This window comes from Pseudomonas sp. BS-2016 (genome assembly GCF_001806145.1).
Lineage (GTDB): Bacteria > Pseudomonadota > Gammaproteobacteria > Pseudomonadales > Pseudomonadaceae > Aquipseudomonas > Aquipseudomonas lundensis.
The window spans coordinates 161,228-184,107 of sequence record NZ_MLCT01000034.1 but is presented as its reverse complement, the minus strand read 5'-3'; the positions used below and the strand labels follow the sequence as shown (position 1 = coordinate 184,107).

Below are 22,880 nucleotides of genomic sequence, written 5' to 3'. Positions count from 1 at the left end.
AGGCCCTCGGTTAAAGGCTCAGCACCTTGAACACAAACGCGTATTCCAGCGCCACATCGCGCAACGCTTGATAGCGTCCGCTCATCCCGCCGTGGCCAGCGTCCAGCTCTGTCTTGAGCAGTAACAGATTGTCGTCGGTTTTGCTGGCGCGCAATTTAGCGACCCATTTGGCGGCCTCCCAGTACTGCACGCGGCTGTCGTTGTACCCGGCAATGACCAGCATCGCCGGGTAAGCCTGTGCGCGCACGTTTTCATAGGGCGCGTAGGCCTTGATCCGCTCATAGACGTCGGGTTCCTGCGGGTTGCCCCATTCGTCATATTCGGTGACGGTCAGGGGCAGGTCCGGGTCGAGCATGGTGTTGAGCACGTCCACAAAAGGCACTTCGGCGATGGCCGCCTTGAACAGCTCAGGCCGCTGATTGAGCACCGCGCCGATCAACAGGCCGCCCGCGCTGCCGCCACTGATGACCAGTTGCCCGGCCGTTGTCAGCCCTTGAGCGATCACATGTTCTGCGCAGGCGATGAAGTCGCTGAACGTGTTGTGCTTGTGTTCCTGTTTGCCCGCCCGGTACCAGGCTTCGCCCAACTCACCGCCGCCGCGCACGTGAGCGATGGCAAACGCCACGCCCCGATCGAGCAGGCTCAGGCGCGCATGGGAGAACCACGGGTCAAGGCTTTCACCATAGGCGCCGTAACCATACATATACAGCGGCGTCGGCTGGCCCAGGGCGCTGCGCTTGACCACCAGGCTGATTGGCACCCGGGTGCCATCAGGGGCCGTGGCCCACAGGCGCTGACTGACGTAATCGTCGGCATTGAACGGCCCCAGGACCGGGGTTTCCTTGAGTACGCTTTGCTCGCCGGTGTTCAGTGTCAGTTGACGTACTTGTGCCGGACGATTCAACGCCTCATAGCGCAAACGGATATACGGACTTTCGAACTCAAGGCTGTCTTGCACATAAAGGCTGTAGGCGGCGTCTGGTAATTGCACCCGATAAGGCGTTAAACCGCTCGGACGGATCTCAATGATCGGCAGTCCACCTTCGCGAAGGCTTAAACACAGTGCATGGGCATTGAGGGTCAGGCCTTCGAGCATGACCGCGTCGTCGTGGGCAATCAGCAGCGTCCAGTCATCGCGGGTCGGTGTTTCGCCCTTGGCGTGGTACAGCGCAAAGTTGATCCCGTCCTGATTGGTGCGGATAAACCAGCTCCACTCACCCTCATACAGTCCGTGATCGACACTGTAATCGTGGCCTTCAACCCGGGGCGCAAGGCAGTGGAAGGGGCTGGCCGGTTGATCGGCATCCAGCACCCAACTTTCACTGGTGGTTTTGCTGTTGAGCAACAGGATGAGCTGGCGCTCAGAACTGGAGCGGTAGCAATGCAGGAAAAAACGCCCGTCCGGCTCATGGAACACCTCGTGCGCGGCGGTTTCTCCGAGCGTGTGGCGCAGCAGCTTGTGGGGACGGTGTGTGTCGTCCAGCGTTGCGAAAAACAGCGTCTGGCTGTCATTGGCCCACGTCATGCTGCCATCGCACGCCTCGAACGGCAGCTCAGTCACGGTCCCGCTGGTCAGCTCTTTGACGAACAGGCGGTAGGTTTCTTCGCCACTGGTGTCGAGGCTGTAAGCCAGCCGTTGATGATCCGGGCTGATACTGAACGCACCCAGGGAGATAAACCCGCCGTCGGCCAGCGCGTTCGGGTCCAGCAATACATGTTCGGCTTCTTCGTCTACCTGCTGGCTATTGTCAGCCGGGCGCGGGCAGCGGAAATGGCGGGCGTATTCTTCCCCCGCCTGGGTGCGGGTGTAGTACAGATAAGGGCCCCAGGGCGACGGCAAGGACAGATCAGTCTCGCGGATGCGGCCCTTGATCTCTTCAAACAACGCTTCACGTCGCTCCGCCTCGTCGGCCAACTGGGCTTCCTGGTACTGGTTTTCCGCTTTCAGGTAGTCCAAAACCTCTTTGCTGTCGCGATTTTGTAACCACGCATAGGGGTCTGAACCCTCTATGGTGTGTGCGACTGGAGCGCTATTTGCGTAGGTAGATTCGGTCATTAACTGCTCTCGGAAACCTGAATGAAAAGAAGCCGTGCAGCCGCACTGGCTAAAAGCCGTTATCATAGCGCCTCATTGCCTGCCGACCATGGATACCATGACCGAGAACGACTATCTGATCGCTTGGGGCCTTTACGCCTTTGCCGCTTTGGGCTGCCTGCTCGTGTGGTGCCGCCTGACCCGCTTCATGTGGCGCTGGCTGCGTGAACCGCTGCGGGTACTGATGGCCGTGCTGTTGTTCAGCCCGACCATCATTGACCCGGTCAAGGAAAAGTTCGCCCCTGCGATTGCCATCACCGCCCTTGATCTGGCGTTCAAAGTGGGCAACAACGCCTGGCGGGCCGTGTCCGACCTGTTGATGTACGCCATCATTGCGTTTTGCCTGTATGGGCTGTTTGTGCTGATCCGCTGGCCCATTGAGCGCGCGAGCAAGGCCCGGCGTGCGCAAGCGGCGGCGGCCGAGCAGGCCCGCCAGAGCGATCCTGAAGACGATCAACCCTTCGGCAATGCCGGTGACGACCGTTACGGCCGTCCGGTAGCACCGCGGGTCAGCGGTTCAACCCGGGTAGAACCCAGGTTGTAACTTTTTCCGTCGAGCCTGAATGCGAGAGTGCGAGCGTGTGTGAATTACTGGGCATGAGCGCTAACGTGCCGACCGATATTGTGTTCAGCTTCACCGGCCTGATGCAGCGTGGCGGGCGTACCGGCCCGCACCGTGATGGCTGGGGGATTGCGTTCTATGAAGGGCGCGGCCTGCGCCTGTTTCAGGACCCGGCCGCCAGTTGCGACTCTGAAGTCGCCTTGCTGGTGCAGCGATACCCGATCAAAAGCGAAGTGGTGATTGGGCATATCCGCCAGGCCAATGTCGGCAAAGTGTGCCTGTCCAATACCCACCCGTTTGTGCGCGAATTGTGGGGCCGTAATTGGTGTTTCGCCCACAACGGCCAACTGGCCGATTTCAACCCGCGCACCAGCTTCTACCGGCCGATCGGTGACACCGATAGCGAAGCAGCGTTTTGCGACGTGCTCAACCGGGTGCGCGAAGCCTTCCCCGAACCGGTGGACGTCCAAACCCTCATTCCGGTGCTGGTGGCCGCCTGTGCCGAATATCGCGGCAAAGGCGTCTTCAACTGCCTGCTCAGTGATGGTGACTGGTTGTTTTGCTACTGCTCGACCAAACTGGTGCATATCACCCGTCGAGCGCCCTTTGGCCCGGCGCGGCTCAAAGATGTCGACGTGATCGTGGATTTTCAGGCAGAAACCACCCCCAATGACGTGGTCACTGTGATTGCCACCGAGCCGTTGACTGAAAACGAAACCTGGACGCGCTATGCGCCTGGCCAGTGGGGCTTGTGGCGACGCGGCGAATGCGTCAGCCAGGGCACAACCGAATAAGGATGGGCGAGCATGTTCCTGAGTTACCTGCGGTTGGTGTTGTTCACCCTGGGCCTGTTGGTCGGCGTGCAAGTGCCGGGTTTTATCAATGACTACGCCAAGCGCGTGGAAGCTCACCTGATCGAAGCGCAAACCGGTTTGGCCGGGTTTCAAAACACCGCCAACCAGTTTTTCAACGGCGACCTGCACGCACTGGTGGCGCACTACCAGGCCAGTGACGACCCGGTATTTCGCAGCGATGCCTCAAGCCTGGGCACCTTGTTGACCCGTCAGCGCCTGCTGGACAACCAGTTCCAGGCCATGCAAGGGCCGTGGTACCTGCGCGCCCTGCACGTGGCGTACGCGGCAGACCCGGCCATCCGTCAGGAAACCTACGACGCCTACACGTATCAAGTGTTGCTGTCGCCCAGCGCCATTGGCTGGGCCATGGCCGGCGCGTTGCTGTTTTCCTTCGTGATCGAGGGCTTTTTGCGGCTCATCGACTGGGTCGTCCTGGGCGGCAAGCGTCAACGCGAACGCATTGCACGCCGTGAGCGCAGCTACTGACCTGTAGTCGCTGCGCAAGCCGTTCTGCGCCCTGCGCGCCGATCGGCAACGGTTTAAACGTGGCAACTTCACCGCAATCAACTTTTCTTATCCCTGTGCCCGGCTTTTATTAGTTGGACGAACGACGTACGGCTGTCGAAAAATGTCCTACTTCTAACGATAAAAACCACAGGAGCATCATCGTGAGCCGCCTGTTATTGAACTGCGACATGGGTGAAAGTTTTGGCAGCTGGACCATGGGCCTGGATGCCGAGGTGATGCCCTTTATTGATTGCGCCAACATCGCGTGCGGCTTTCATGCCGGTGATCCGCAGATCATGCGCAAAACCGTGGCGCTGGCGCTGGAGCATGACGTCCAGATCGGTGCCCATCCGGCGTATCAGGATCTGGCAGGGTTCGGCCGCCGCTCCATGGCCTATACCGCCCAGGCGCTGCAAGACCTGCTGCATTACCAGATCGGCGCCCTGGATGGCATCTGCCGCGCCCAGGGCACGCGGGTCAGCTACGTCAAACCCCACGGTGCGCTCTACAACGACATGATGGCCAATCCCGAGCAGTTGCGCGCGGTGGTGCGCGCCGTGGCGGCCTACGATGCGAGCCTGCCGCTGATGCTGATGGCGACCCGTGATAACAGTGCCGCGCAAGCCATCGGCGATGCGTGTGGCGTGACCCTGTGGTTTGAAGCATTTGCCGATCGCGCCTATGACGCGGCCGGGCATCTGGTGTCGCGCCAATTACCGGGCGCGGTGCACCACGACCCTGCAGCCATCGTGCAGCAGGCGCTGACCCTTGCAGCGGGCCAGCCACTGACAGCCATTGATGGCAGCTCATTGCACCTGCACGCCCACACGCTGTGCGTGCATGGCGACAACGCCAGTTCGGTGGCGGCCGTGCAGCGCATTCGTTCAGCCCTGAACGGGCAACGGGCATGAAGCCGCGTATCGAAGTGGCGGCCGTCGACTGCTTGATGCTGCGGTTGTTCGATGAGATTGCCGAGCACAACATGCCGTGGATGCTGGCCGCCACAGAGCGTGTGCGCAGCGGGTTTGCGGGTTTTTTGATTGATGTGGTGCCGTCCTACACCACGCTGATGATTCACTACGACGGGCTGGCGCTCAGCCCGGCACAGGCGCGCGAATTGATTCATCAGGCACTGACAGACTTGCAGCCCGCTACCGGGGATCACGGCCGATGCCATGTGCTGCCGGTGTGGTACGACCTGAGCGTGGGGCCCGAGCTGGCATTGCTGGCCCGGCGCACGGGCGAGTCGCAGGGCGAAGTGATTCGTCGTCACAGCGCGCGTCCGTATCAGGTGTTCGCATTGGGTTTCGCCCCCGGTTTTGCCTTTATGGGGCTGGTGGACGAGGTGTTGGCAGCTCCACGCCTCGACACCCCGCGCAAACGGGTGGCGGCGGGCAGTGTCGGGATTGCCGAACGCCAGACGGCGGCCTATCCGGCCCAGTCACCCGGCGGCTGGAACCTCATCGGGCGCACGCCGGTCATGCTGTTTGACCGGGAGCGGGACGGCTACAGCCTGTTGCAACCCGGCGATCGCGTGCAGTTTGAGCCGATCAGTCATAGCGAATTCATCCGCCTGGGCGGTGACGACACCCCGCAGGAGGCCTTGGCATGAGCCGATTGTTGATTCAGGCCAGCACCCCGTTGTGCCAGTTGCAGGACGCCGGACGTTTTGGTGTTCGGCACTTGGGCGTGACGCAGGGCGGCGCTGCCGACTGGCAGTCGATGACGTGGGCCAACTGGCTGTTGGGCAATGGGCTGCAGGCGCCGGTGATTGAAATCACCTTGGGCGGTTTTAGCGTCATCGCCCAGTGCGATTGCACATTGGCGCTGGCGGGTGCAGACCTGGCCGCCACCGTGGATGGTCAGCCGCTCAAGCCGTGGCGCAGTTTCAGGCTGCGCCAGGGTCAGACCTTGGATTTCGTGCAGCCGCTCAACGGCGCGCGCGCTTACCTGGCCGCGCCGGGAGGCTTCGACGCGCCGCGCGTGTTGGGCAGTTGCGCCACGGTGATACGCGAGCAATTGGGCGGGCCGGATGGCAAGGGGCACGCGCTGGCGAAGGGCGCCGAGCTGGGCTTCAGTGACATTCAGCCCGCGCTGCGTGAGTTGCATCACGCCTGGATTCCCACATTCACCGACGCGGCGTCGCTGGACGTGGTCATGGGCGCGCAGATCGGCGATTTCAGCGGGCAAAGCACGTTTGACGCCTTCAATTGCCCATGGGCACTCGACAGCCGCGCTGACCGCATGGGCATCCGCTTGCTGGGGCCGACCCTGGTGTACCAAGGGCCGCCGATGATTTCCGAAGGGATTGCGCTGGGAGCGGTGCAAGTGCCGCCGGATGGTCAGCCCATCGTGTTGCTCAATGACCGGCAAACCATCGGTGGCTACCCGCGACTGGGGGCATTGACACCGCTGTCATTGGCCCGGCTGGCCCAGTGCCTGCCGGGACAGCGGGTGACGTTGCGGCCCACGACCCAGGAGGTCGCGCAGCGCCAGCAGGTGCAGTGGATGCAGCGCCTCAACAGCGTCTGAGCCACACCCCTCGGAGGAGGGGGGGACGGTTCATTTCGCCAGAAAGCGCATCCCTTCTTCCAGTCCCTCCAGCGTCAGCGGGTACATGCGGTCTTCAATCAAGTCGCGCACGATGCGCGTCGAGGCCGTGTAGTTCCACGTGTCTTTGGGGTACGGGTTGATCCAGATGAGCTTTTTGTATTTCTCCCTAAAACGCTGCATCCACAGGTAACCCGGTTCTTCGTTCCAGTGCTCGACGCTCCCCCCGGCATGGGTGATTTCGTACGGGCCCATGGCCGCGTCGCCGATGAAGATCACCTTGTAATCGGCGCCGTATTTGTGCAGCACATCCTGGGTCGCGATCCGTTCAACCTGCCGCCGCTGGTTGTTTTTCCACACCGACTCATAAATGAAATTGTGGAAGTAGTAATACTCCAGGTGCTTGAACTCAGTTTTGCAGGCCGAGAACAGTTCTTCGCAGATCTGCACATGGGCGTCCATCGAGCCACCAATGTCGAACAGCAACAGCAGCTTGATGGTGTTGCGCCGCTCCGGTCGCATCTGGATATTCAGCAGACCGGCGTCGCGTGCGGTGTGGTCGATGGTGCCGTCGATGTCCAGTTCATCTGCCGCACCCTGACGGGCGAATTTTCGCAAACGTCGTAGCGCAACTTTGATGTTGCGGGTGCCCAGTTCGACCTGATCGTCGAGGTTTTTGTACTCGCGCTGTTCCCAGACTTTTGCAGCCTTGCCCTGGCGCGCACCGGCATCCCCGACGCGAATGCCTTCGGGGTGATAGCCGCCGGAACCGAACGGGCTGGTACCGCCGGTGCCGATCCACTTGTTGCCCCCGGCGTGACGTTCCTTTTGCTCTTCCAGGCGCTGTTTGAACGCTTCGATGAGTTTGTCCAGCCCGCCCAGCGACTGGATCTGCGCCCGCTCTTCATCGCTCAACGAGCGCTCGAACTCCTTGCGCAGCCATTCGTCCGGGATCAGGGCTTCAAGGTGTTCATTGAGGTTTTGCAGGCCATTGAAATAAGCGCCGAAGGCGCGATCGAACTTATCGTAGTGGCGCTCGTCCTTGACCAGAATGGTGCGCGCCAAAAAGTAAAATTCGTCCATGTCGGCGAAGGTCACGCGGTGTTTGAGCGCATTGATCAGGTCCAGCAGCTCACGCACCGAAACCGGCACCTTGGCTGCGCGCATTTCATTGAACAGATTCAGCAACATGCTTATCGCCTCGGGTCAATCAACGATTGCCGCGACGGCTCATGAACGCCAGGCGCTCAAGCAATTGCACGTCCTGCTCGTTTTTCACCAGCGCGCCGGCCAGCGGCGGGATGGCCTTGGTCGGATCACGCTCGCGCAACACGGCTTCGCCGATGTTGTCGGCCATCAGCAGCTTGAGCCAGTCCACCAGCTCGGAAGTCGAAGGCTTTTTCTTCAGGCCTGGCACTTTGCGCACATCGAAGAACACGTCGAGCGCTTCGCTGACCAGTTCTTTCTTGATGTCAGGGAAGTGCACGTCGACAATTTTTTGCAGCGTGTTGCGGTCCGGGAAGCTGATGTAGTGGAAGAAGCAACGGCGCAGGAAGGCGTCCGGCAGCTCTTTCTCGTTATTGGACGTAATGATGATGATCGGGCGCACCTTGGCCTTGATCGTTTCGTCGGTCTCGTAAACGTAGAACTCCATCTTGTCGAGTTCTTGCAGCAGGTCATTGGGGAACTCGATGTCGGCCTTGTCGATTTCGTCGATCAGCAGAATCACCCGTTCTTCGGCTTCGAAGGCTTCCCACAATTTGCCTTTCTTCAGGTAATTGCGCACATCGTGGACTTTATCGACGCCCAGCTGTGAATCGCGCAGACGGCTGACCGCATCGTATTCATAAAGGCCCTGGTGGGCTTTGGTCGTGGACTTGATATGCCAGGTGATCAGCTTGCAGCCGAAAGACTCGGCCAGTTGCTCGGCCAGCATGGTCTTGCCGGTGCCGGGCTCGCCCTTGACCAGCAGCGGGCGTTCCAGGGTAATGGCCGCGTTGACCGCCAGCTTCAGGTCATCGGTGGCCACGTAGGCGCGGGTACCTTCAAACTTCATCTGCACATCCTCAAACCATGAACCCGGTCTGCACAGGGCAGGGCGGGTGACTAAAAAAGTATGTCCGACTATAACGCGGCACCCGCGTGGCGTGAACGCAAACGCCTCATTCAGTCTGTGAACGGGCCGTCACGCCATGACTGGACGCACGCGAACACGAAGCCTACCCTTGGAGCCTTTCCGAAAAGTGCATAAGGGACCCCCGTCATGAGTCGCATTTTTGCAGATAACGCTCATTCCATCGGTAATACACCGCTGGTAATGATCAACCGCATTGGGCCCCGTGGTGTCACGATTCTGGCCAAGATCGAAGGGCGTAATCCGGGGTATTCGGTTAAATGCCGGATTGGCGCCAACATGATCTGGGACGCCGAGAGCCGCGGGGTACTTAAACAGGGCATGACCATCATTGAGCCCACGTCGGGCAATACCGGCATTGGCCTGGCCTTCGTGGCCGCTGCACGCGGTTACAAATTGATGCTGACCATGCCGTCGTCCATGAGCCTTGAACGTCGCAAAGTGCTCAAGGCACTGGGCGCCGAGCTGATCCTGACTGAACCGGCCAAAGGCATGAAAGGCGCGATCGACAAGGCCGCTGAAATCCAGGCCAGCGACCCTGCCCAGTACTTCATGCCGCAACAATTCGAAAACCCGGCCAACCCTGCCATCCACGAAAAAACCACCGGCCCCGAAATCTGGAACGACACCGAAGGGCGTGTCGATGTGCTGGTTTCAGGCGTGGGCACGGGCGGCACCATCACGGGTATTTCACGGTACATCAAGCACACGCTGGGTCAGCCGCTGACGTCAGTGGCCGTTGAACCCATCACCTCGCCTGTCATCACCCAGGCGCTGGCCGGTCAGGCCATCCAGCCTGCGCCGCACAAAATCCAGGGCATCGGTGCCGGTTTTGTGCCAAAAAACCTCGACCTGTCGATTGTCGATCAGGTCGAGCTGGTCAGTGACGATGAGTCCAAGGCCATGGCGCTGCGCCTGATGCATGAAGAAGGCATTCTGTGTGGCATCTCCTGCGGTGCGGCCATGGCAGTGGCGGTGCGGCTGGCCGAAAAACCGGAGATGCAAGGCAAGACGATTGTGGTGATCCTGCCGGACTCGGGCGAACGTTACCTGTCGAGCTTTCTGTTCAGCGACATGTTCAGCGACCAGGAACTGGAGCAGTAAGGCCACCATTGTCGCGGCCCGGGGCGGCGCAGGCAGGCGGGCTCACCGCGCCTGCGCAAGCGCCGCCTGTCGCGTCCCGGCCCGCATCAGCGACAGGTTTTGCCTGACTCACATCAAGCGATTTCGCCTCGGCCTATGCTATTAAATGCGCTGTTACGTAATCCTTAACACTGAATGTTGGATCACGCGGGTTTTGTCCTGCGCCGGTAGTGTTTATCATGCCCGGCTGCCACATCGGGCTATCGGTGCCGCACAGTTTTTTCGAGGAGTTGTTGCATGACCTTATCCTTCGCCATCAAGGCAGGGCTGATACTGCTGTTTGTCGGCAGCATCCTTTACGTGCACTTGCGCGGCAAGGCGCGCTTGCCGGTGTTGCGTCAGTTCGTCAACCACTCCGCTTTTTTTGCGCCGTACAACGCCTTGATGTACCTGTTCTCCGGTGTGCCGTCCAAACCTTACCTGGACCGCAGCAAATTCCCCGAGCTGGATATCCTCAAGGACAACTGGCAGGCGATTCGCGAAGAGGCCATGCACCTGTTCGACGAGGGCTATATCCGCGCCGCCGAAAAGAACAACGACGCAGGCTTCGGTTCGTTCTTCAAAAAAGGCTGGAAGCGCTTTTACCTCAAGTGGTATGACAAGCCGCTGCCTTCCGCAGAGCTGCTTTGCCCGAAAACCGTGGCGCTGGTCAACAGCATTCCTAACGTCAAAGGCGCGATGTTTGCCTTGCTGCCGGGCGGCAGTCACCTCAACCCGCACCGCGACCCGTTTGCCGGTTCACTGCGTTATCACCTCGGACTGTCAACGCCCAACTCCGACGCGTGCCGCATCTTTGTGGACGGCGAGGAGTACGCCTGGCGTGATGGCGAAGACGTGATGTTCGATGAAACCTACGTGCATTGGGTCAAAAACGAAACCGACATCACCCGCGTCATCCTGTTCTGTGACGTGGAACGCCCGTTGACCAACCGCCTCATGACCAAGATCAACCGCTGGGTCAGCGCTCAGTTGGGCAAAGCCACCGCGCCGCAAAACCTGGACGACGAACGGGTAGGCGGTATCAACAAAGCCTACGCCTGGAGCAAACGCTTCAGCGATCGCTTCAGTGGCGTGGTCAAGCAGTGGAAACGCCGCAACCCCAAGCTGTACCGCATCATGCGCCCGGTGTTGGCGGTGCTGGTGCTGGTGCTGCTGTGGCGCTGGTTGTTCGGTTAACGTATTGCCAATTGTATCGGGCGCTGGTTATAGTCGGCGCTCGATACCCTTCAGAACGATCAGCCCATGCCGGTTTCTCTTCCACACCGCGTTGTCGATTCAGCAGTCACTGCTGAGGCAGTGCCGTGTGCGAATCAGCAGCCGGAGCAGATCATTCACTCCCCCCCTCCTGTCAGCAGCACTGTGGTGTACGTCGTCGTATCGCCACCGGGTGTTGTGACGGGCTGAGCCGAGCCTTCGGCTGCCCGTACCCGTCTGAAAAACCACTGAACTTCAGCCTTGGCTGAGTGGCCTTTTTTGCCTGATGACAGGTGTAACTCATGTATTCGATCTCAAAAGATACCGCGCTGGCGGCTGCCTCCACGTGTGTGTTTGTGTTGCTGTGGAGCAGCGGCGCGATTTTCTCCAAATGGGGCTTGGCCCACGCGTCGCCCTTTGCGTTTTTATTGATCCGCTTTGCCATCGCGTTACTGGCGCTGGTGCTGTTGATCCCCTTGCTCAAACTCCAGCGGCCGCGCGGGGCCCGGGCGGTGCGGTATGCATTGGCCACCGGGGCGGTCTTGCTGGGCGCCTATCAGATTTTTTACATGCTGGCGCTGTCGCTTCACATCACGCCGGGCGTCATGGCCACGGTCATGGGCGTCCAGCCGATTCTGACCGCTGTGATCCTGGAGCGGCGCCTTTGCTGGAGCCGACTGCTGGGGCTGTTTCTGGGGTTGGCCGGGCTGATGCTGGTGGTGTACCAGGGCATCGGGCTGGCGGGCATGTCATGGCAAGGCATGCTGTTCGCGGTGCTGGCGCTGGGGAGCATGACGTTCGGCACCCTGATGCAAAAGCGCATCACCCATAACCCGTTGGGCACCTTGCCGTTGCAGTACCTTGCCGGGCTGGTGGTGTGCGCGGTGTTCGTGCCGTTTCAACCCTTTAACGTCCAGTACAGCGCAGGCTTTGTAATTCCGGTGTTGTGGATGGGGCTGGTGGTCTCGGTGCTGGCCACCTTGCTGCTGTACCGGATGATTGCGCGGGGCAACCTGGTCAATGTCACCAGCCTGTTTTACCTGGTGCCTGCCGTCACAGCCGTCATGGACTACTTGATTTTCGGCAATACCCTCGCGGCGTTGAGCCTGCTGGGCATGGCCATGATCATCGTGGGCCTGATGTTCGTGTTCCGTAAAACCGCGTAACCGCTGAGCCGGGCTGCGAAGGGGCAATGCGGCCTTCTTCGCAGCTTGCTTGAGTCACGGTATCAAGGCCGTCCGGGCCTGAGCACCAGCCACAGCGCCACGGCGATCAACAGCCCGCCATACACGTGCGCCATCGACAGCGGCTCGTCCAGAAACAGTGCGCCCCACAGCACGCCAAACGGCGGGATCATAAAGGTCACAGTCATGGACTTGACCGGACCGATACTGGTCAGCAGGCGGAAGTACAAAATGTACGCAAACGCTGTGCACAACAGGCCCAACCCGAGCAGCGACAACCACACGCTTGTACCACCCCAACTGGCGGGTGGCTGATGGATCAGGCTGCCCGCAAACAGCGGCAGCAGAAACAGCGTGGCCCCGAGCATGCTGCCCAGCGCCGAGAGACGCGGGTCCAGCCCACCTTGCTGATCCAGCCAGCGGCGCGCCAAAAAGCCGGCGAAGCCGTAGCAGGTGGTGGCCAGCAAGCAGGCGAGGGCGCCCATCAGCAAGTCCATGTCAAACGCGACAGGCCCTGCCCGGGTCAGAATGCCCACCCCCAACAGGCCCAAAAACACCCCTGCCATTTTGGTCAGCGTGAGTTTTTCACTGAAAAACAGGCCGCCAATCAACACGCCCATCAGCGGTGTGGTGGCGTTGAAAATGGCTGAATACCCGGCAGGCAGCACCTGGGCCGCCACGGAATACAGCGTGGCCGGTATGCCTGAGTTAATGACCCCGAGGATCAGCACGACTTTGAATTTGCCGCCGAAATTCCAGCTGACACGCATCATCGTCAGCATCACCAGCAATCCGGTGGCCGCGATGGACACACGAAAGAAAGCAGTAGGGATGGAGCCGAGAACCGGTGCGATGATCCGCATAAACAAAAAGCTGGCGCCCCAAATGCCTGCCAGCGACAGCATGCGCACGATATCGACAAGTCTCACGGATGTTTCCTTACAGGTTTTGTGGCGGGCAGTGTAGGGGATGCTGCGCGCAAGGCAATGGTTGCGTCCGGTAACAATTGGCCTCTAAGCTCAGGCGCATAACAACATCCACGACGTTCGTGCAGAGGTTTTCCCCATGCCCCGTACCTGGCCGGCCGACGCCATCGCAACACTGATTCTCGATGGCTTCGATGATTACCGTGAGCACTTTCGGCAAATCACCGACGGCGCCCGCGCCCGGTTTGAAGGCGCGCTGTGGCAGGACGCGCAGGAGGCTTCCGCCGCACGGATCAACCTCTATGAGCAAAAAGTCAGTCAGGTCCGCCAGCGGTTGCAATCGGCGTTCGCTGAACAGGGTTTGCTGGATGCCAGCCAGTGGCCCTTGGTCAAGCACGCGTACATCCGCCTGATTGATCCGCGGCTGGACGACGAGCTGGCCGAGACCTGGTACAACTCGACGTTTTGCAGCCTGTTCAGCCACGACCTGATCAGCGACGACTGCATGTTCATTCACACCACGCGCCCGGCCTTGCGTCAGCCGCGGGCCGCACAAACCCGCACGTATCGCCCCGCCGGGCAGTTAAGCCTCACGCTCACGCAGATCTTCAGCGACTACGCGTTCAGTGAGGCGTACGCCGATTTACCGGGCGACGTGCGCAGGCTGGAAGCACACCTGCGTGAAAGCCTGCCCGACTGGGTGTGCAAAGACCCGGACATGAGCATCGAACTGTTTGGCTCGGTGTTGTACCGCAACAAGGGGGCCTATCTGGTAGGGCGCCTCTACACCCGTGACGAGCAATGGCCGCTGGTGATCCCGCTGCTGCACCGCGAAGGACGGGGCATTCAGATAGACGCTTTGATCACCGACGAAGCCGAAGTGTCGATCATTTTCTCCTTCACCCGTTCGTACTTCATGGTCGATGTACCAGTGCCCGCCGAGTTTGTCGGCTTTCTCAAACGCATCCTGCCGGGCAAGCACATCGCTGAGCTCTACACCTCCATCGGGTTTTACAAACACGGGAAGTCCGAGTTCTACCGCGCCTTCATCAACCACCTGGCCACCACGGATGACCGCTTCATCATGGCCCCCGGCGTGCGCGGCATGGTCATGACCGTGTTCACCCTGCCGGGCTTCAACACCGTGTTCAAACTGATCAAGGACAAGTTTTCACCCTCCAAAAACGTCAACCGGGCCACGGTCATTGAAAAATACCGGCTGGTCAAAAGCGTGGATCGGGTCGGGCGCATGGCCGACACCCAGGAATTTGCGGATTTCCGTTTCCCGTTAAGTAAGTTCGAGCCCGAGTGCCTGGCCGAGCTGCTGGACGTGGCGCCGTCCACGGTCGAGGTGGAAGGCGACACGGTACTGATTCGCCACTGTTGGACCGAGCGGCGCATGACCCCGCTCAACCTGTACCTGGAAAACGCCAACCCTGCGCAAATCCGCGAAGCCCTGGACGACTATGGGTTAGCGATCAAACAACTGGCGGCGGCCAACATCTTTCCCGGCGACATGCTGTTGAAAAACTTTGGCGTCACCCGCCATGGCCGCGTGGTGTTCTACGACTATGACGAAATCTGCTTTCTGACCGAAGCCAACTTCCGGCACATCCCCCAGCCGCGCACCCCGGAAGACGAAATGGCCAGCGAGCCGTGGTACTCCATCGGTCCGCTGGACGTGTTCCCCGAAGAATTTCCGCCGTTCCTGTTCGCCGATGCCAGCCAGCGCCGTTTGTTCGACGAGCTGCACGGTGAAATCTACGACGCCGATTACTGGAAAGCCCTGCAAGCCTCCATCGCGTCGGGCAAGGTGATCGATGTGTTTCCTTATCGGCGGCGGGGATGATGCTGCGCAGGGGAGGCGTTTCTTGACACCTCCCGGATACGCACAACTGAGGGTCGTCGTGCTACAGATTCGTGCTTGGGCCCTTAAATCTGCGACAATCCGCCCCCTGCCTTTACCAAGACTGTTACGCACCTGATGACTGACGAATCGCCTGCTATCGACAAGCTGTTGAAAAACCTCGATCACGCCATGATTGCCGACCGCCACACGCTGCGTCGGCAGTTGCATGAGCTGCGCAAAAAACCGGACGACGCCAAGCTGGCGGCCTGGGTGGCGCGGGTTGAGGCGTCGTGCGCGCAGGTGACGGCGCGGGCGGCCAGTGTGCCGTTGATTCGCTATGACGAACACTTGCCGATCGCCGCCAAGCGCGATGAGATCAAGGCCGCGCTGCTCAAGCATCAGGTGTTGATTCTGGCCGGTGAAACCGGTTCGGGCAAAACCACCCAGCTGCCGAAAATCTGCCTGGAGATCGGGCGCGGTCAGCACGGTTTGATTGGCCATACGCAGCCCCGGCGTATCGCCGCGCGCAGCGTGGCCAGTCGCGTGGCCGAGGAGCTGGGGACGCCGTTGGGCGCGTTGGTCGGCTATCAGGTGCGGTTTGAGGATCAAAGCGATTCCAACACGCTGATCAAGTTGATGACCGACGGGATTTTGCTGGCCGAAACCCAGCACGACCGCTTCCTCGAACGCTACGACACGATCATCGTCGACGAAGCCCACGAACGCAGCCTGAACATCGACTTTTTGCTGGGTTACCTGAAAATCCTGCTGCCCCGGCGCCCGGACCTCAAGGTCATCATTACCTCGGCCACCATCGATCTGGAGCGTTTCTCCAAGCACTTCAACGATGCGCCGATTGTGGAGGTCTCGGGCCGCACGTTCCCGGTCGAGACCTGGTATCGCCCGTTGACCGCCGAGCAGGACGAGGAGGGCAACAGCGTCGAAGAGGATTTGAGCGTCGATCAGGCGATCATTGCGACGCTGGACGAAATTGCTGCCCACGAGCGTCATGAGCGCAAGAGCCCCGGCGACGTGCTGGTGTTTTTGCCCGGCGAGCGCGAAATCCGCGATGCCGCCGACATGCTGCGCAAGGCCCAGCTTAAACACACCGAAATCCTGCCGTTGTATGCACGACTGTCACCGGCCGAGCAGCAGCGGATTTTCCAGTCGCACCCCGGACGCCGCGTGGTCTTGGCGACCAACGTCGCAGAAACCTCCCTGACGGTGCCGGGCATTCGTTATGTGATTGACAGCGGCACCGCACGCATCAGCCGCTACAGCTACCGGGCCAAGGTCCAGCGCTTGCCGATCGAAGCCATTTCCCAGGCCAGCGCCAATCAGCGCAAGGGCCGGTGCGGGCGGGTTGAGCCGGGTATCTGCGTGCGGTTGTACGCCGAAGAAGACTTCAACGGGCGCCCGGAATTTACCGACCCCGAGATTCTGCGTACCAACCTTGCGGCCGTCATCCTGCAAATGCTGCACCTGCGTCTGGGGGAAATTACGGCGTTCCCGTTCATCGAGCCGCCAGACGGCAAAGCCATTACGGACGGCTTCAACCTGTTGCAGGAGCTGTCCGCCGTCAACCGCGAAAACCAGCTGACGCCGCTGGGCCGCCAACTGGCGCGCCTGCCGGTCGACCCGCGCATGGGGCGCATGCTGCTTGAAGCGGCCAAGCTCGGCAGCTTGCAGGAAGTGTTGATCGTGGCCAGTGCGATGTCGGTGCAAGACCCGCGCGAGCGTCCCCCGGAGCGTCAGCAGGCGGCCGATCAGGCCCACGCGCAATGGAAGGATGTGGACTCGGACTTTGCCGCGCTGATCAATGTGTGGCGCGGGTTTGAAGAGCAGCGCCAGGCGCTGACCGCCAGTCCGCTGCGCAACTGGTGCCGCAAGAATTTCCTGAACTACCTGCGCTTGCGCGAGTGGCGCGATTCTCACCGTCAACTGAGCTTGATCTGCCGTGACCTGCAACTGTCGGTCAATAAAGAACCGGCGGATTACCCCAAGCTGCACAAGGCCGTGTTGTCGGGGTTGCTCAGCCAGATCGGGCAGAAGTCCGAAGAAGGTGATTACCTGGGCGCGCGTCAGCGTCGGTTCTGGATTCACCCGTCTTCGGGGTTGGGCAAAAAACGCCCGCAATGGCTGATGACCGCCGAGCTGGTGGAAACCACCAAACTGTATGCGCGCATGGTGGCCAAGATCGAGCCGGACTGGATCGAGCCGCTGGCCGGGCATCTGGTCAAAAAGAATTACTTTGAGCCGCACTGGGAGAAAAAACGCGGGCAAGTGGTGGCCTTTGAGCAAATCACGCTGTTCGGTTTGATCGTGGTGGGCCGTCGCCCCGTGCATTACGGGCCGATTGACCCGGTGCTGTCCCGTGAGCTGTTTATCCGCGAAGGTCTGGTGCGCGGTGAGATCCAGTCGCGGGCCAAGTGCCTGGCGGCCAATGCCCGGTTGCTGGAGCAGCTCGACGAGCTGGAAGCCAAGGCCCGGCGCCGTGACATTCTGGCGGACGAAGAGACCCTGTTTGCGTTCTACGATGCGCGCCTGCCCGCCGAGATTCATCAGACCGCGACTTTCGACAGCTGGTACCGGGTCAACAGTCAGAAAGACCCGCAGCTGTTGATCATGCGCGAAGAAGACGTGCTGGCCCGCGAGGCCACTGAAATCACCGCCCAGCATTACCCGGACACATTGCGTCTGGGGGATTTGACGCTGGCGCTCAGTTATCACTTTGAGCCGAACCACCCCCGTGACGGGGTGACGGTCAAAGTGCCCGCGCCGCTGTTGCCCGTGCTGCCGCCCGAGCGCCTGGAGTGGCTGGTGCCGGGGATGATCGAGGCCAAGTGCATCGCGCTAGTGCGCAGCCTGCCCAAGGCATTGCGTAAAAACTTCGTGCCGGTGCCGGACTTCGTCAAGGCTGCGTTGCAGCGTATGGAGTTTGGTCAGGGTTCGTTGCCCCAGGCGCTGGGGCGTGAACTGTTGCGCATGACAGGCGTGCGGGTCAGTGATGAGGCGTGGGCCGAGGCGGCGCAGCAGGTCGACAGTCATCTGCGGATGAACCTGGAAATCGTCGACGCCCATGGCAAGTTCCTTGGCGAAGGCCGCGATCTGGCCGAGCTGACCGCGCGTTTTGCTGAAGCCAGCCAAGCCGCTCTGGCGGTGCCGCAGAGCGCCGAAAGCCAACAGCCGGTGCAGGCCAGGGGCTTTGCCCCGGTGGCGGAGAAAACCCAGCAAAAGATTGCCGGTTTGTCGATGACGGTGTACCCGGCGCTGGTCGAAGAGGGCAATACGGTCAAGGAAGGTCGATTCTCGACCCCGGCCGAGGCCGAATACCAGCACCGTCGCGCCTTGCAGCGCTTGCTGATGCAACAGTTGGCCGAACCTGCGAAGTTCCTGCGGGGCAAATTGCCGGGGCTGACCGAACTGGGCTTGCTGTACCGCGAGCTGGGACGGGTTGAAAGTCTGGTCGAAGACATTCTGCTGGCCAGCCTCGACAGCTGCATTCTTGAAGGCGAGGCCGTGCTGCCACGTGATGGGGCCGGGCTGGCTTCACTGGCCGAACGCAAGCGCGCCGGCTGGACGGAACACGCGGAGAAACTGGCGAAACTGACGCTGGACATCCTCAAGCTGTGGCACGGTCTGCAAAAGCGCTTCAAAGGCAAGATCGACCTGGCCCAGGCCGTGGCGTTGAATGACATCAAGCAGCAACTGAGCCATTTGGTGTACCCCGGATTTGTCCGGGAAACCCCCGCGATGTGGCTCAAGGAGCTGCCGCGTTACCTCAAGGCCATTGAGCTGCGCCTGGAGAAACTGCCGGGCCAGGTGCAAAAAGATCGGGTGTGGAGCGGCGAATTGAGTGGGCTGTGGGCGCAGTATCAAGCCCGCGCCACCAAGCATGCGCAGGAAGGCAAGCGCGATCCGCAACTGGAGCTGTACCGCTGGTGGCTGGAAGAATACCGGGTGTCGCTGTTCGGCCAGCAACTGGGCACCAAGGTGCCGATTTCTGACAAGCGCCTGAGCAAACAGTGGAGCCAGGTGGAGGCGTGACACGCGCCTGCGGCCGTCGATGCGGCGATAACGCAAATGTTGCCTTTTATGGCAAACTTCGCGGCTATTAAGTCCAGACACGTATGTGATCCAAGGCACTTCACCCCCGTTTGTCCGGGGTGAGTCCTTTTATGATTTGGTACGCGAGTGCCAATATTTTCTGCTTGAACAGAACAGAGGAACGACCGTGCATAACGTCGTCATCAGCGGCACCGGCCTGTATACCCCGGCCAACAGCATCTCCAACGAAGAGCTGGTGCAGTCTTTCAATACCTATGTGCAACAGTTCAACGCCGAACACGCGGCTGCCATTGAGGCCGGTGAGATCCAGCCTCTGGCCGAATCCAGCGCGGCCTTTATCGAAAAAGCCTCCGGCATCAAAAGCCGTTTTGTGATGGACAAGGACGGCATCCTTGACCCGCAGCGCATGCGCCCGCGTCTCCCGGAGCGTTCCAACGACGAAATGTCGGTGCTCTGCGAAATGGCGGTCGGCGCGGCACAGCAGGCGCTGGAGCGCGCAGGCAAAACCGCAGCCGATATCGACGGCGTGATCGTGGCGTGCTCCAACCTGCAGCGCCCGTACCCGGCCATTGCCATCGAGGTGCAACACGCACTGGGCATTCAGGGTTTTGGTTTTGACATGAACGTCGCCTGCTCGTCCGCGACCTTCGGCATCCAGACCGCAAGCAACAGTGTGCAGTTGGGCCAGGCCCGCGCCGTGCTGCTGATCAGCCCCGAAGTGTGCACCGGCCACCTGAACTTCAGGGACCGCGACAGCCATTTCATCTTTGGTGATGCGGCGACGGCCGTGGTGATCGAGCGCGCTGACCTGGCGACTTCGGCGCATCAATTCGACATCGTCAGCAGCAAACTGCTGACAACCTTTTCGAACAACATCCGCAATAATTTCGGCTTCCTGAACCGTGCTTCGGACGAACCTGCCGACAGCCCGGACAAGTTGTTCGTGCAGGAAGGGCGCAAAGTGTTCCGTGACGTGTGCCCGATGGTGGCCGAGCTGATCGGGCAGCACCTTGAAGAAAACCAGTTGGACGTAGCCGACGTGAAGCGCTTCTGGCTGCACCAGGCCAACCTGAGCATGAACCACCTGATCGTCAAGCGCCTGCTGGGCCGTGAAGCCTCGGTCGAAGAAGCGCCGGTGATTCTGGATACCTACGCCAACACCAGTTCGGCGGGATCGGTGATTGCGTTCCATAAGTACCAGGATGACTTGCCCAACGGCGCGCTGGCCATTCTCAGTTCGTTCGGTGCGGGTTACTCCATCGGTAGCGTGATTCTGCGCAAGCGTTAATCCCCTTGCAGGGTCGTTGTCCAGATAGGGCAGCGGCCCTGATGATGTGAGGCCTGATGGCTGACTCTGAATTACTCGCCCGCCTGCTGGCGGGTGATGACCGGGCGTTTCGCGAGCTGGTCAGCACCTATCAAAGTGCCATGCGTGCCGTGGCGTACGCGATTGTCGGCAGTCGTCATGCAGACGAAGCGGTGCAAGACGCCTGGTTGTCGGTGGTGCGCAATCTGGACGGGTTCGAAGGTCGATCCAGCCTGAAAACCTGGTTGCTGACGATCACGGCCAACGCGGCCAAAAACCGCTACAAACAGAATCGGCGCGAAGTGCTGCTCGATGACCTGCCATCGCCCCACGGCAGTGTTGACGATGACCGTTTCTCCAGTGATGGCCATTGGCTGTTGGCACCTTTTGCCTGGCATCAGGACACCCCGGAAGCCTTGCTCACGGAGGACGAACTGCGTGAGTGCCTTGAGCACACCTTGCTCAGCCTGCCGCAGTTGCAAAACAGTGTGCTGGTGTTGCGCGAGCGCGAAGGGCTGGCGCTGGAAGACATTTGTAATCTTCTGCAGATAACGCTCTCTAATGCCCGGGTGCTGATACATCGTGCCCGGCTTAAAGTCTTCGCGACGGTGGAGCATTTCGAGGAAACCGGTGAATGTTGACCTGCAAACAGCAAGTTGCCCGTTCAAGTGATTATCTGGATGGCCAGTTGACCTTTCGTGAGCGGCTGCTGGTGCGCCATCATTTGCTGTTCTGCCCCAACTGCCGTCGGTTCATCAAGCAAATGCGGTTGCTCAATGCCACCCTCAAACACGTGCCGCAGGCCCCGCCAGCGGACCTTGAGGCGACGGTTGAGCGAATGGTGCGTGAGCGGTCGCGTCACCAAAAAGGGGACTAAAGACAAGGCGCCGTCGACGGATGAAGGGGATCGACGGCGCCTTTCTTTGATTCAAGCCGGGATTAGAACTTGGCTTCTACGTCCAGTTGCAGGGTGTTGGTGTTCGCGTCTTTCTGGGTCGTGGTGGCGTAGTCGGCCTTGGTCAGGTAGTACGTCACGCCGACACCGAAGTTCTTGTCGATTTCGTAACCCAGTTTGACCTTATGGCCACGCGAGCCAGTCGTGCCGTTGGCAAAGTCGGAGTCAGTGAATGCCCCGACCACGGCGTTACGTTGAACGTCGCGGTAGTTGTAGTCCAGGCTGAAGGCGTCCAGTTTGCTCTTGAAACCCACCAGCCAGGCATCGTCCTGATCGCTGTCGGTGGCGGCGTTGTGCACGTACTGGCCGTACAGTGACAGCGGCAGTGGCAGGTTGGCGATGTCGACCTGGCCGAAACCTTCATACAGGCGGAACTCGCTGGTGCTGTTGCCATTGACGGCCAGGGCGCACGGCGTGGTTTTGGTGCCGGTGGTCGGGCACTTGCTGTCATCGTCGTTTTTGTAGCCGTAAACGCTGCCGCCCAAGGTCACTTTGAGGCTGTCGGTGGGTGCGAAGCGTGTGCCCAATTGACCGGCATACATGCTCAGGTCGTGGCGGAACTGCACGCCTTCGCCGTCGACGTTGTCCTTGAGGGTGTAGTAACCCGCGCTGCCGAACATTTCGACGCCGCTGTTGCCCAGGTTGTGCTTGTAGGTAGCGGCCACGCCTTCAGGGTTGATGTCGCTGTCCCAGATCACATCACCGGTGCTCACCCACGGTTGTGGCATCTTGCCGCCAATCAGGTGCAGGTCTTTGACCGCGGTCGGGTGGTAGTCGATATAGGCCTGATCCAGCCACAGCTGTTTCTTGTCGAAATAGTTGTCCAGGTCCTGGTTGGTCGAGCGTGCATCGTCGCCGCCGCCAGTGGCGATACGAATCCCGGTGTTCACCTGCGGGTTGATCTGGGTGTAGGCACCCAGGCGTGCACGAATACGCTGGCGGTCCTTGTTTTTGCCGTCTGACTCACCGTCGATCTTGACGTTCTCATGGCGAACCCGCACGTCACCCTTGAACTCGGTCTTGGCGGCCCATGCCACTTTTTGTTCAAACGCGCTGAGGTCGGATTTTTTGACCTGTTGGGCGGCAGCTTCCTGCTGAGCCTGTTTTTCACTGGCGAGTTCGGTTTGCAACTCGGCGTATTGGCCAGGGGAGATGGAACCGTTTGCCTTGAGCATTTCCAGCAGTTTGGCATCGACCCCGGCGCTGGCCGGAATACTCATGGCTAACGCCAGGCCGCCACATAGTCCCGCCGCAACCCGTGTAGATACAAGACGCATATGAATCTCCCAGTGGTGGGATGGCGATGACCATCCCAGGAAAAACGGCCCTTCTCGGGCTCAAAATGGGTGCGGGGCGAGTGTGTTATTGGCGTGTTGGCAGCCGTCCACTCATAACCCCGCGCTCTAAGAAGCGGCGCCAGTATCGCGGCTGGATATGACAGAAAAGTGGCAGGGTGATAGCAAGTCTGTGACACCGCTCCAGCCCCCGGTTGGCAGGCGTTCCGGTGGGCTGAAGTGCGGCGCCGGCACGCGTGCTGTGTGCAGGTGCTGCCG

At 60.4% G+C, this 22,880-nt stretch carries 19 protein-coding genes; 14 read left to right on the top strand and 5 right to left on the bottom strand.

Annotation, left to right across the window (positions count from 1 at the left end; genetic code table 11):
* Positions 1 to 10 precede the first annotated feature (10 nt).
* Entirely contained in the window at positions 11 to 2,056 is a 2,046-nt protein-coding gene (locus BKD70_RS18415; RefSeq protein WP_047276102.1) for a S9 family peptidase, read from the bottom strand.
* 88 nt (positions 2,057 to 2,144) lie between these two features.
* Here BKD70_RS18415 and BKD70_RS18410 point away from each other — a divergent pair, with 88 nt between their 5' ends.
* From BKD70_RS18410 to BKD70_RS18385, 6 genes are all read left to right on the top strand, one after another.
* The gene (locus tag BKD70_RS18410) at positions 2,145 to 2,639 is read left to right on the top strand and encodes a hypothetical protein (RefSeq protein ID WP_047276208.1); all 495 of its coding nucleotides are present in this window, start codon (positions 2,145 to 2,147) and stop codon (positions 2,637 to 2,639) included.
* 35 nt (positions 2,640 to 2,674) lie between these two features.
* Positions 2,675 to 3,451: a class II glutamine amidotransferase gene (locus BKD70_RS18405; RefSeq protein WP_047276072.1), complete on the top strand. Its 777-nt coding sequence runs from the start codon at positions 2,675 to 2,677 to the stop codon at positions 3,449 to 3,451.
* Between the two features lie 12 nt (positions 3,452 to 3,463).
* Positions 3,464 to 3,997, top strand: coding sequence for a DUF2937 family protein (locus BKD70_RS18400; protein ID WP_047276074.1), 534 nt, complete (start codon positions 3,464 to 3,466; stop codon positions 3,995 to 3,997).
* 182 nt (positions 3,998 to 4,179) lie between these two features.
* Positions 4,180 to 4,929, top strand: a complete 750-nt coding sequence (locus BKD70_RS18395; RefSeq protein ID WP_047276099.1) for a 5-oxoprolinase subunit PxpA — start codon at positions 4,180 to 4,182, stop codon at positions 4,927 to 4,929.
* Positions 4,926 to 5,630, top strand: a complete 705-nt coding sequence (locus tag BKD70_RS18390) for an allophanate hydrolase subunit 1 (RefSeq protein ID WP_047276097.1) — start codon at positions 4,926 to 4,928, stop codon at positions 5,628 to 5,630. Before BKD70_RS18395 ends, BKD70_RS18390 begins: the two co-directional genes overlap by 4 nt.
* The gene (locus tag BKD70_RS18385) at positions 5,627 to 6,550 is read left to right on the top strand and encodes a biotin-dependent carboxyltransferase family protein (RefSeq protein ID WP_047276095.1); all 924 of its coding nucleotides are present in this window, start codon (positions 5,627 to 5,629) and stop codon (positions 6,548 to 6,550) included. Before BKD70_RS18390 ends, BKD70_RS18385 begins: the two co-directional genes overlap by 4 nt.
* A gap of 30 nt (positions 6,551 to 6,580) precedes the next feature.
* Here BKD70_RS18385 and BKD70_RS18380 read toward each other — a convergent pair whose 3' ends face one another.
* Both BKD70_RS18380 and BKD70_RS18375 read right to left on the bottom strand, forming a co-directional pair.
* Positions 6,581 to 7,759, bottom strand: coding sequence for a VWA domain-containing protein (locus tag BKD70_RS18380; protein WP_047276093.1), 1,179 nt, complete (start codon positions 7,757 to 7,759; stop codon positions 6,581 to 6,583).
* Positions 7,760 to 7,778: 19 nt separating this feature from the next.
* A complete protein-coding gene (locus tag BKD70_RS18375) occupies positions 7,779 to 8,624 on the bottom strand; it encodes a MoxR family ATPase (RefSeq protein WP_047276083.1) in 846 nt (281 codons plus the stop codon).
* 207 nt (positions 8,625 to 8,831) lie between these two features.
* Between BKD70_RS18375 and cysK the strand changes: the two genes are divergently transcribed.
* The 3 genes from cysK (at position 8,832) to BKD70_RS18360 (ending at position 12,205) form a co-directional block, all read left to right on the top strand.
* Positions 8,832 to 9,806: a cysteine synthase A gene (gene cysK, locus BKD70_RS18370; protein WP_047276090.1), complete on the top strand. Its 975-nt coding sequence runs from the start codon at positions 8,832 to 8,834 to the stop codon at positions 9,804 to 9,806.
* A gap of 276 nt (positions 9,807 to 10,082) precedes the next feature.
* Positions 10,083 to 11,021, top strand: coding sequence for an aspartyl/asparaginyl beta-hydroxylase domain-containing protein (locus BKD70_RS18365; RefSeq protein WP_047276087.1), 939 nt, complete (start codon positions 10,083 to 10,085; stop codon positions 11,019 to 11,021).
* Between the two features lie 320 nt (positions 11,022 to 11,341).
* Positions 11,342 to 12,205 (top strand): DMT family transporter, encoded by an 864-nt coding sequence (locus tag BKD70_RS18360; RefSeq protein WP_047276088.1) that lies wholly within the window; start codon positions 11,342 to 11,344, stop codon positions 12,203 to 12,205.
* 62 nt (positions 12,206 to 12,267) lie between these two features.
* On the opposite strand, the gene BKD70_RS18355 is transcribed toward BKD70_RS18360, so the two are convergent.
* Positions 12,268 to 13,152: a DMT family transporter gene (locus tag BKD70_RS18355; protein WP_047276086.1), complete on the bottom strand. Its 885-nt coding sequence runs from the start codon at positions 13,150 to 13,152 to the stop codon at positions 12,268 to 12,270.
* A 136-nt stretch (positions 13,153 to 13,288) separates the two neighbouring features.
* Here BKD70_RS18355 and aceK point away from each other — a divergent pair, with 136 nt between their 5' ends.
* From aceK to BKD70_RS18330, 5 genes are all read left to right on the top strand, one after another.
* Complete coding sequence (gene aceK / locus BKD70_RS18350; RefSeq protein WP_047276084.1) at positions 13,289 to 14,998, top strand: bifunctional isocitrate dehydrogenase kinase/phosphatase; 1,710 nt, start codon at positions 13,289 to 13,291, stop codon at positions 14,996 to 14,998.
* A 135-nt stretch (positions 14,999 to 15,133) separates the two neighbouring features.
* On the top strand, positions 15,134 to 19,045 hold the full coding sequence (hrpA, locus tag BKD70_RS18345) for an ATP-dependent RNA helicase HrpA (protein WP_047276082.1): 3,912 nt from the start codon (positions 15,134 to 15,136) through the stop codon (positions 19,043 to 19,045).
* 187 nt (positions 19,046 to 19,232) lie between these two features.
* Positions 19,233 to 20,354, top strand: coding sequence for a beta-ketoacyl-ACP synthase III (locus tag BKD70_RS18340; RefSeq protein ID WP_047276080.1), 1,122 nt, complete (start codon positions 19,233 to 19,235; stop codon positions 20,352 to 20,354).
* A gap of 56 nt (positions 20,355 to 20,410) precedes the next feature.
* Positions 20,411 to 21,013, top strand: coding sequence for an RNA polymerase sigma factor (locus BKD70_RS18335; RefSeq protein ID WP_047276077.1), 603 nt, complete (start codon positions 20,411 to 20,413; stop codon positions 21,011 to 21,013).
* The gene (locus BKD70_RS18330) at positions 21,007 to 21,249 is read left to right on the top strand and encodes an anti-sigma factor (RefSeq protein ID WP_047276075.1); all 243 of its coding nucleotides are present in this window, start codon (positions 21,007 to 21,009) and stop codon (positions 21,247 to 21,249) included. Before BKD70_RS18335 ends, BKD70_RS18330 begins: the two co-directional genes overlap by 7 nt.
* 62 nt (positions 21,250 to 21,311) lie before the next feature.
* Here BKD70_RS18330 and BKD70_RS18325 read toward each other — a convergent pair whose 3' ends face one another.
* On the bottom strand, positions 21,312 to 22,604 hold the full coding sequence (locus BKD70_RS18325) for a putative porin (RefSeq protein ID WP_047276073.1): 1,293 nt from the start codon (positions 22,602 to 22,604) through the stop codon (positions 21,312 to 21,314).
* Positions 22,605 to 22,880: the final 276 nt, after the last annotated feature.